The 9,981-nt window shown below is 71.4% G+C and carries 8 protein-coding genes; 5 read left to right on the forward strand and 3 right to left on the reverse strand.

Annotated features, from left to right (window positions below):
- Positions 1 to 10 precede the first annotated feature (10 nt).
- From AB0953_RS30325 to AB0953_RS30335, 3 genes are all read right to left on the reverse strand, one after another.
- Positions 11 to 907 (reverse strand): phosphatase PAP2 family protein, encoded by an 897-nt coding sequence (locus AB0953_RS30325; protein WP_366862768.1) that lies wholly within the window; start codon positions 905 to 907, stop codon positions 11 to 13.
- Positions 908 to 975: 68 nt separating this feature from the next.
- On the reverse strand, positions 976 to 2,022 hold the full coding sequence (locus tag AB0953_RS30330) for a LacI family DNA-binding transcriptional regulator (RefSeq protein ID WP_366862769.1): 1,047 nt from the start codon (positions 2,020 to 2,022) through the stop codon (positions 976 to 978).
- 25 nt (positions 2,023 to 2,047) lie between these two features.
- The gene (locus tag AB0953_RS30335; RefSeq protein WP_366862770.1) at positions 2,048 to 3,676 is read right to left on the reverse strand and encodes a glycoside hydrolase family 13 protein; all 1,629 of its coding nucleotides are present in this window, start codon (positions 3,674 to 3,676) and stop codon (positions 2,048 to 2,050) included.
- A gap of 222 nt (positions 3,677 to 3,898) precedes the next feature.
- Here AB0953_RS30335 and AB0953_RS30340 point away from each other — a divergent pair, with 222 nt between their 5' ends.
- The 5 genes from AB0953_RS30340 to AB0953_RS30360 are packed head-to-tail and all read left to right on the forward strand — an operon-like array spanning position 3,899 to position 9,772.
- Positions 3,899 to 5,170, forward strand: a complete 1,272-nt coding sequence (locus AB0953_RS30340) for an extracellular solute-binding protein (RefSeq protein WP_366862771.1) — start codon at positions 3,899 to 3,901, stop codon at positions 5,168 to 5,170.
- A gap of 8 nt (positions 5,171 to 5,178) precedes the next feature.
- Entirely contained in the window at positions 5,179 to 6,210 is a 1,032-nt protein-coding gene (locus tag AB0953_RS30345; protein ID WP_366862772.1) for a sugar ABC transporter permease, read from the forward strand.
- Positions 6,211 to 6,212: 2 nt separating this feature from the next.
- Entirely contained in the window at positions 6,213 to 7,082 is an 870-nt protein-coding gene (locus AB0953_RS30350; RefSeq protein ID WP_366862773.1) for a carbohydrate ABC transporter permease, read from the forward strand.
- 51 nt (positions 7,083 to 7,133) lie between these two features.
- Positions 7,134 to 8,756, forward strand: coding sequence for a glycoside hydrolase family 13 protein (locus tag AB0953_RS30355; protein ID WP_366862774.1), 1,623 nt, complete (start codon positions 7,134 to 7,136; stop codon positions 8,754 to 8,756).
- Entirely contained in the window at positions 8,753 to 9,772 is a 1,020-nt protein-coding gene (locus AB0953_RS30360) for a LacI family DNA-binding transcriptional regulator (protein WP_366862775.1), read from the forward strand. The genes AB0953_RS30355 and AB0953_RS30360 overlap by 4 nt, the downstream gene beginning before the upstream one ends.
- The last annotated feature ends 209 nt before the right edge of the window (positions 9,773 to 9,981 follow it).

The following is a 9,981-nucleotide window of genomic DNA, read 5'->3' on the forward strand; positions in this document are numbered from 1 at the left end:
CGGGCAGGCGCTAGGCGCGCCGCGTGCGGAAGCGGTTCAGCACGGCGGCGGTCGCCGGATGGGGGCCCGTGGCCAGCGGGTGGCGCGGGAGGCGGTGCGGCAGGGAGCCGTACCAGGCCCGGCTGACGCTGTAGCCGAAGGCCAGGCAGAGCATGCCGCCGGCGGCGTCCAGCCAGAAGTGGTTGGCGGTGGAGACGATGACGACCAGCGTGGCCGTCGGGTAGAGCAGGCCCAGGATCCGCGCCCACGGGGCGGAGGCCACCGCGTACATGGTCAGCCCGCACCAGAGCGACCACCCTATGTGCATCGAGGGCATGGCCGCGTACTGGTTCGACATGTGCTTGAGGTTGCCCGAGGCCATCGAGCCCCAGGTGTGGTGGACGAGCACGGTGTCGATGAAGCCCCCGCCGTTCATCAGCCGCGGCGGCGCGAGCGGGAAGAGGTAGTAGCCGACCAGCGCCACGCCCGTGGTGGCGAAGAGGACGAGGCGGGCGGCGGCGTACCGCCCCGGATGGAAGCGGTAGATCCAGGCGAGTACGCCGAGGGTGACCACGAAGTGGAGCGTGGCGTAGTAGTAGTTCATCCCGACGACCAGCCACGTCACCGAGTTCACCGCGTGGTTGACCGTCTTCTCGACGGCGATGCCGAGGCTGCGCTCCAGCCCCCACAGCCAGTCGGCGTTCGCGAGCGCCGCGGCCTTCTGCTCGGGCACGGCGTTGCGGATGAGCGAGTACGTCCAGTAGCTGACGCCGATGAGCAGGACCTCGAACCAGATCCGCGGCCGGCGCGGGGCCCGCAGGCGGGTGAGCAGGGCGCCCGGGGCCTCCGGTCGGGACGTGGCGTCGACCACGACGGGTGACGAGACGTCCGTCCGGATCTCCAGTGTGTTCACGCTCGCTTCACCCATGGGAAAAGAGTCTGCCAGATGGCTTCCTGCCTCCGATCATCCCTCGGGACGGTCTTGGCCGCAGCCGCTCAGCCTTGCGGAGTAGGGGCTCCCCGCCGCTGCCCCGGACCGGACGCGGTGGACCCGCGGACGACCAGCTCGGGCAGGAAGACGAACTCGCTGTGCGGGGCCGGTGTGCCCCCGATCTCCTCCAGCAGCGTCCGGACGGCGGCCTGCCCCATGGCCTGCACGGGCTGGCGGATCGTGGTCAGCGGCGGGTCGGTGAACGCTATGAGCGGGGAGTCGTCGAAGCCCACCACCGAGACGTCCTGCGGCACCCGCAGCCCGCGCTGGCGGGCGGCCCGGATCGCGCCGAGCGCCATCATGTCGCTGGCGCACACGATCGCCGTGCAGCCGCGCTCGATCAGGGCTGCACCGGCCGCCTGCCCGCCCTCGAGCGTGTACAGGGAATGCTGGACGAGTTCCTCGACCGCGGCCTCGTCGAGGCCTAGCCGCTCCTTCATCCCGAGCCGGAAGCCCTCGATCTTGCGCAGCACCGGCACGAACCGCTTGGGGCCGACGGCGAGCCCGATCCGGGTGTGGCCGAGGGCGGCGAGGTGGGTCACGGCGAGCTGCATGGCCGCCCGGTCGTCGGGGGAGACGAACGGGGCCTGCACCTTGTCGGAGAAGCCGTTGATGAGGACGTACGGGACGCCCTGCGCCCGCAGTTGGTCATATCGGCCCATATCGGCCGTGGTGTCGGCGTGCAGGCCGGAGACGAAGATGATGCCGGAGACCCCGCGGTCGACGAGCATCTCGGTCAGCTCGTCCTCGGTGGACCCGCCCGGCGTCTGCGTGGCCAGCACCGGGGTGTACCCCTGGCGCGTCAGCGCCTGGCCGATGACCTGGGCGAGCGCCGGGAAGATGGGATTGTCCAGCTCGGGGGTTATCAGCCCGACCAGGCCCGCGCTGCGCTGGCGCAGCTTCACGGGCCGCTCGTATCCGAGGACGTCGAGCGCGGCCAGCACGGATTCGCGGGTGCCTGCGGCCACGCCGGGCTTGCCGTTGAGCACGCGGCTGACTGTGGCTTCGCTGACCCCCGCCTGGGCTGCGATGTCGGCAAGCCGTGCGGTCACGGGATTGGACTGTACCGGGCGCACGCTACAAAGCCCACCACGTGCACGAATCCGGGGGAAGGCGGACGGTCCTGCCGTCCGTCTCGACCGGCGCGCTGGACAGCACCGGGCGCCCCGGCGAGGCCAGCTCCAGGGCCTTCGGCCGGCTGTTGAGGGTGCAGGCGAAACCGGGCCGGGTGAACAGCAGCACCCCGTCGGGGGCCGGCAGCCAGGTCAGCGGGCCGGCCTCCGGCGCGCCCAGCCCCGGCAACGCCCGCCGCAGCTCCAGGGCGGCCCGGTACAGCTCCAGCGTGGAGTGCGGGTCGCCGGTCTGCGCCGCCACGCTCAGCGGCGCCCAGTCCCGGGGCTGCGGCAGCCAGGTCCCGGCCGGGCCGAACCCGTACGGCGGCTCCTGGCCGGACCACGGCAGCGGGATGCGGCAGCCGTCGCGCAGCCCGTCCTGCCCGGCGGTGCGGCGGAAGGCGGGGTCCTGGCGGACCTCGTCGGGGAGGTCGCAGACCTCGGGCAGGCCGAGCTCCTCGCCCTGGTAGAGGTACGCCGACCCCGGCAGCGCCAGCATCAGCAGCGCGGCCCCCCTCCCCCGGGCCAGGCCCTGCGCCCCGCCCCCGTACCGGCTGACGTGCCGGACCACGTCGTGGTTGGACAGGACCCAGGTGGTGGGGGCGCCGACGGCGGTGGTCGCGGCCAGTGACTCGTCGATCACGGTGCGCATCGCGGCCGCGTCCCAGGGGCAGTTCAGGAACCGGAAGTTGAAGGCCTGGTGCATCTCGTCGGGGCGGACGTAGAGGGCGAGCCGCTCGGAGGTCGGGGCCCATGCCTCGGCGACCCCGATGCGCGGGCCGGAGTAGGAGTCCAGGAGCCGGCGCCAGGCACGGTGGATGGCGTGGACCCCGTCCTGGTCGAAGAAGGGCAGCGGCTCGGTGCCGATCAGGGTCGCCTGGGCGCCGCGGCCGATGTCGGGCAGTCCCGGGGCCTTGACCATGCCGTGGGCGACGTCGATGCGGAAGCCGTCGACGCCGAGGTCGAGCCAGAAGCGCAGGACGGAGGAGAATTCCTCGGCGACCTCGGGGTGCTCCCAGTTCAGGTCGGGCTGCTGGGGCGCGAACAGGTGCAGGTACCACTCCCCGTCCGGGACCCGCGTCCACGCGGGCCCGCCGAAGACGGACTCCCAGTCGTTGGGCGGCAGCGCCCCGCCGGGCCCGCGGCCGGGCCGGAAGTGGTAGCGGGCCCGGGCGGCGCTCCCGGGCCCCGCGGTGAGGGCCTCGCGGAACCAGGGGTGCCGGTCGGAGGTGTGGTTCGGGACCACGTCCACGATGATCCGCAGGCCCAGCGCGTGGGCGGCCCGGACCAGCTCGTCGGCGTCGGAGAGGTCCCCGAAGAGGGGGTCGACGGCCCGGTAGTCGGCGACGTCGTAGCCGCCGTCGGCCTGGGGGGAGACGTAGAAGGGGGTCAGCCACACGGCGTCGACCCCGAGCCGGGCCAGGTGCGGCAGGCGCGAGCGCACCCCGCGCAGGTCGCCGACGCCGTCCCCGTCGCTGTCCGCGAAGGAGCGGACGTACACCTGGTAGATGACGGCATCGCGCCACCAGCCACCGCTTTCGGCGGTCTTGCTGGAAGCGCTTGCAAGCCGGGATGCGGTCAGCTCATGGGTCATACCGGGGTCAACGCCTGCATACGCCCCCTGGTTGCGGGCCTGACGCCCCGAAGGAAGTTCGAACGACCAGCAAGCTGCGGCAACCGTCAGGACACACGGATGTAACGATCCCCCGTGCTTGCAGAAAATTGCCGCAAGCTCTTTCGGACGGCTTTCAGTCTTGTTACGTTCCCTGCAACTCGGGACCGCGAGGGCGCGGCCGGGATCATCGAAGGAGTTCATATGCGGCGTGGCATAGCGGCCACCGCGCTGGTCGCGACCCTGGCGCTCGCGGCGACGGCTTGCGGCGGTGACACCAAGGACGACGGCGAGACCAAGGCCGGCGGGGAGCTCTCCGGCACGGTCACGTGGTGGGACACCTCCAACGATGCCGAGAAGGCCAGCTTCCAGAAGATCGCCGAGGCCTTCACCGCGAAGCACCCGAAGGTCACCGTCAAGTACGTCAACGTCCCGTACGGCGACGCCCAGAACAAGGTCAAGAACGCCTTCAGCAGCGGCGCCGAGGCCCCTGACGTGATCCGAGCCGACGTCGGCTGGGTCGCCGACTTCGCCTCGCTCGGCTACCTGGACCAGGTCCCGGCCGAGACGGCGAAGAAGGTCGACGCCGAGTTCCTGCCGCAGGCCGCGGCCAGCGGCAAGTACGAGGGCAAGACCTACGCCGTCCCGCAGGTCATCGACACCCTCGGCCTCTTCTACAACAAGAAGATGCTCGCCGACGCCGGCGTCCAGCCCCCCACCAACCTGGAGGAGCTGAAGGCGGCCAGCGCCAAGATCAAGGAGAAGACCGGCAAGACCGGCCTGTACCTCCGCGGCGACGACTCCTACTGGTTCCTGCCGCTCATCTACGGCGAGGGCGGCGACCTCGTCGACGCCAAGAACAAGACCGTCACGGTGGACGGCCCGGCCGGCGTCAAGGCCTTCAAGGCCGCCCGCGACCTGGTCGCCTCCGGTGCAGCCATCACCAACTCCACCGACGGCTACCAGAACATGCAGACGGCCTTCAAGACCGGCCAGGTCGCCATGATGATCAACGGCCCCTGGGGGATCAAGGACACCTACGCCGGCGAGCAGTTCGCGGACAAGGCCAACCTGGGCGTCGCCCCGGTCCCGGCCGGCTCCGTCAAGGCGGGCGGCCCGCAGGGCGGCCACGACCTCGCCGTCTACGCCGGTTCCAAGAACCGCGCCGCCGCGCACGCCTTCGTCGAGTACATGACCTCGCAGGACGTCCAGGTCCAGTCCGCCAAGGAGCTCAGCCTGCTCCCGACCCGGACCGCCGCCTACGAGCAGCCCGACGTCAAGTCCAACGAGATGGTCCAGTTCTTCAAGCCGGCCGTCGACAAGGCCGTCCAGCGCGCCTGGATCCCGGAGAACGGCTCCCTCTTCGAGCCCCTGAAGCTCGAGTACGCCAAGGCGGTCACCGGGGCCTCGAGCCCCGAGGACGCGGCCAAGGCCGCCGGCACCGAGTTCCGCAAGATCCTCAAGGGCTGGAAGTAACGACAACCATGGCTGCTCACACCAGCCAGTCGGTGGCGAAGGCCGCGGGCGACGACACGGACGTCGCCCGCGGCCGGAGCCGCAGGACTGACAGCGGGAAGCTCGCCGGCAACCGCGGCGGGCTCAAGCGGGCGTTCGCCACGCACTGGTACGCCTGGGCCATGGTCGCCCCGGTCGTCCTCGTCCTCGGCATCATCATCGGCTGGCCGCTCCTGCGCGGCATCTACCTGTCGCTGACCGATGCCAACGAGCGCAACGTGGCCCGTACGATCGGCGCCAACCACATCGACGCCACGTACGAGTTCGTCGGACTCGACAACTACGCGGCGGTGCTCAGCGACCCGGTGTTCCTGCAGCGGCTGGTGTGGACGGTGGTGTGGACCATCGCCTGCGTGTCCATCACCTTCACGCTCGGCCTGGTGCTGGCCAACATGCTCAACCGGGAGTTCAGGGGCCGCGCCGCCTACCGGATGGCGCTCATCCTGCCCTGGGCCGTGCCCGGCTTCGTCTCCGTCTTCGCCTGGCGGTTCCTGTTCAACCGCGACAACGGCATCCTCAACAAGGTCCTCGAAGGCGGCGGCATCTCGGCGATCCCGTGGCTCGACGACCCGACCTGGGCCAAGCTCTCGGTCATCACCGTCAACGTCTGGCTCGGCGTGCCCTTCATGATGGTCGCCCTCCTCGGCGGCCTGCAGTCCATCCCCGGCGAGCTGTACGAGGCCGCCGAGATGGACGGCGCCTCCACCTGGCAGCGCTTCCGGCACATCACCCTGCCCGGCCTGCGCTCCGTCAGCATGACGGTGATCCTGCTCTCCACCATCTGGACCTTCAACATGTTCCCGGTGATCTTCCTGCTGACGCGGGGCGGACCGGGCGACTCCACGGAGATCCTGGTGACCCAGGCCTTCCGGGAGGCCTTCGTGGCGAGCCCGCGCGACTTCGCCGGCTCCGCCACCTGGGGCGTGCTCATCCTCGCCCTGCTCATGATCTTCGCGCTGGTCTACCGGCGCTCGCTGCGCAAGCAGGGAGAGGTGTGGTGACCATGGCAACCTCCGCGAACACCGCGAACACCGCGAACACCCGCGGGCGCGGCAAGCGCTCGCCGCTCGCCTCCGTCGGACTGCACGCGACGCTGGTCGTCGCCTCCGTGGTCGCCGTCTTCCCGGTGCTGTGGGTCCTGCTGACCTCGCTCAAGCCCGCCGACCGCGCGATCAGCACCGACTTCATCAAGGACCCCACGCTCGAGAACTACCGCTACCTGGTGGACAAGACCTCCTTCTTCACCTGGTTCGGCAACTCCGTCCTGGTCGCCGGCATCACCACCGTCCTCGGCGTCTTCATCGCCGCGACCACCGGATACGCCGTCAGCCGGTTCCGGTTCCCGGGCATGAAGCCCCTCATGTGGACCCTGCTCGTCACGCAGATGTTCCCCATGGCCATCCTGATCGTCCCGCTCTACAACCTCATGGGACAGCTCGGGCTCCTCAACCAGCCCGTCGGCCTGATCATCACGTACCTCACCATCGCCGTGCCGTTCTGCGCCTGGATGATGAAGGGCTTCTTCGACACCATCCCGGCGGAGATCGACGAATCGGGGCGCGTCGACGGGCTCACCCCCTTCGGCACCTTCTGGCGGCTCATCCTGCCGCTGGCCAAGCCCGGCCTCGCCGTGACCGCCTTCTACTCCTTCATCACCGCCTGGGGCGAGGTCGCGTACGCCTCCGCGTTCATGGTCGGCGACGAGAACCTCACCCTCGCCGGCGGCCTGCAGACCTTCGTCACCCAGTACACCGCCAACTGGGGCCCGATGACGGCCGCCTCGGTCCTCATCGCGATCCCCGCTGCGATCTTCTTCGTCTTCGCCCAGCGTCACCTCGTCGCCGGGATGACGGCGGGCGCCACCAAGGGCTGACCACCCGCGCCCGCCCCCACACACCCCCGGCCCGATCTCTCCAAGGACGACATGACCCAGCACCTCGCCACAGTGACTTCCGACAGTGGCCTCCCCACCACGCCCGGCACCCTGCCCGGCTGGTGGAGAGAAGCGGTGATCTACCAGGTCTATCCGCGCAGCTTCGCCGACTCCAACGGGGACGGCATGGGGGACCTCGAAGGCATCCGCAGCAGACTGCCCTACCTGAAGGAGCTGGGCGTCGACGCCGTCTGGCTCAGCCCCTTCTACGCCTCCCCGCAGGCCGACGCCGGCTACGACGTCGCCGACTACCGGGCCATCGACCCCATGTTCGGCACCCTGCACGACGCCGACGCCGTGATCCGCGAAGCCCATGCCCTGGGCCTGCGCATCATCGTCGACCTCGTCCCCAACCACTGCTCCGACCAGCACGAGTGGTTCAAGCAGGCACTGCGGGAAGGCCCCGGGACGCCGCTGCGCGAGCGCTTCCACTTCCGGCCCGGCCGCGGCGCGGACGGCTCCGAGCCGCCGAACGACTGGGAGTCCATCTTCGGCGGCCCGGCCTGGACCCGCGTGGCCGACGGCGAGTGGTACCTGCACCTCTTCGCGCCCGAGCAGCCCGACTTCAACTGGGAGCACCCCGCCGTCCAGGACGAGTTTCGCTCCGTCCTGCGGTTCTGGCTCGACCTCGGCGTCGACGGCTTCCGCATCGACGTCGCCCACGGCCTGGTCAAGGCCCCCGGCCTGCCCGACCTCGGCCGCGGCGAACAGCTCAAGCTGCTCGGCAACCAGGTCCTGCCCTTCTTCGACCAGGACGGCGTCCACGAGATCTACCGCGCCTGGCGCAAGGTCCTCGACGAGTACGCGGGCGAGCGCATCGGCGTCGCCGAGGCCTGGACCCCCACCGTCGCCCGCACCGCCCTCTACGTGCGCCCCGACGAGCTCCACCAGGCGTTCAACTTCCACTACCTGACCACCGGCTGGGACGCCGCCGCCCTGCGCGCCACCATCGACGAGTCGCTCGACGCGATGCGCCCGGTCGGCGCCCCCACCACCTGGGTGCTGTCCAACCACGACGTCGTCCGGCACGCCACCCGCTTCGCCGAGGGCGACCCGGCCGCCGGCCTGTGCCGGGCCCGCGCCGCCGCCCTGCTGATGCTGGCGCTGCCCGGCTCCGCGTACGTCTACCAGGGCGAGGAGCTGGGCCTGCCCGAGGTCCTCGACCTGCCCGACGAGGTCCGCCAGGACCCGTCCTTCTTCAAGGAGAACGGCCAGGACGGGCTGCGCGACGGCTGCCGCGTCCCGCTCCCGTGGTCCGGCACCGAGGCCCCGTTCGGCTTCGGCGACGGCGGCAGCTGGCTCCCGCAGCCCTCCGAGTGGGCCGGCCTGAGCGTCGAGGCCCAGACCGGCGACCCGGAGTCCACGCTGGAGCTCTACCGCAGCGCCCTGCGGATCCGCCGCGAGCGGGCCGACCTCGGCGCGGGCGACGGCGTGGAGTGGCTGCCCTCCCCGGAGGGCGTGCTCGCCTTCCGCCGCGGCTCGTTCGTCTGCACCGTCAACACCACCGCCGAGGCGGTCGCGATACCCGCGCCCGGCACCGTACTGCTGGCCAGCGGCGAACTCGGGGAGCCGGACACGCTGCCCGCCGACACGGCGGTGTGGTGGCAGGGGTGACCTCCGGGGACGGGCCCCTCCGGCTGACGGACATCGCCGCGCAGGCCCAGGTCAGCGAGGCGACCGTCAGCCGGGTCCTCAACGGGAAGGCCGGCGTCGCGGCCGGCACCCGGCACAAGGTGCTGGCCGCGATGGACCTGCTCGGCTACGAGCGGCCCGTACGGCTGCGGCGGCGCAGCAACGGCCTGGTCGGGCTGCTCATACCCGAGCTGACCAACCCGATCTTCCCGGCGTTCGCCCAGGTCATCGAGCAGGCACTGGCGGGCCACGGGTACACGCCGGTGCTGTGCACGCAGACGCCGGGCGGGGCCACGGAGGACGAGCTCGTCGAGCAGCTGGAGGCGCGGGGCGTCACCGGCATCGTGTTCCTGTCCGGGCTGCACGCGGACGCGCACGCCGACCCGGCCCGCTACCAGCGGCTCGCCTCGCGCGGCCTGCCGTTCGTGATGATCAACGGGTTCAACGAGCAGGTCACCGCCCCGTTCATCTCGCCGGACGACCGGGCCGCCGCCGAGATGGCCGTACGGCACCTGGAGGACCTGGGGCACCGGCGGATCGGCCTGGCCATCGGGCCCACGCGGTACGTGCCGTCGGCGCGCAAGGAGCAGGGGTTCGTCGGGGTCGTGCCGGACGCGGAGGCCGAAGGGCTGATCCAGCGGACGCTGTTCACCGTGGAGGGCGGGCACGCGGCCGGCGGCGCCCTGCTGGACCGCGGCTGCACCGGGATCGTCTGCGGCAGCGATCCGATGGCGCTCGGGGTGATACGGGCCGTGCGGGAGCGGGGGCTGCGGGTGCCGGAGGACGTGTCGGTGGTGGGGTTCGACGACTCGCCGCTGATCGCGTTCACCGATCCGCCGCTGACGACCGTGCGGCAGCCGGTGCGGGCCATGGCCAATGCGGCGGTGGGGGCGCTGCTGGAGGCGGTGGCCGGTACCCCCGTCCAGCGCACGGAGTACGTCTTCCAGCCGGAACTGGTGGTGCGCGGCTCCACCGCCCAGGCGCCGGCGCTTCCCTGAAACTCGGGGCTCCTCCCCGAGGCCCTGCCCGGCGCCGGGCCCTGTCACGAGGGCCCGGCGCCACCTGCCGCCCGCGCCGCTGCGGTGTCCCCTCCCCGCCCGTTCCCGAAACCGGGCTCCGCCCGGACCCGGTTCCGGGCGCTTCGCGCCCGGTGCGCTCAAACGCCGCGCGGGCTGGATTTATCCAGACTCGCCAGCGGATGGGGCGC

Source organism: Streptomyces sp. NPDC046866, from assembly GCF_040704625.1.
GTDB lineage: Bacteria > Actinomycetota > Actinomycetes > Streptomycetales > Streptomycetaceae > Streptomyces.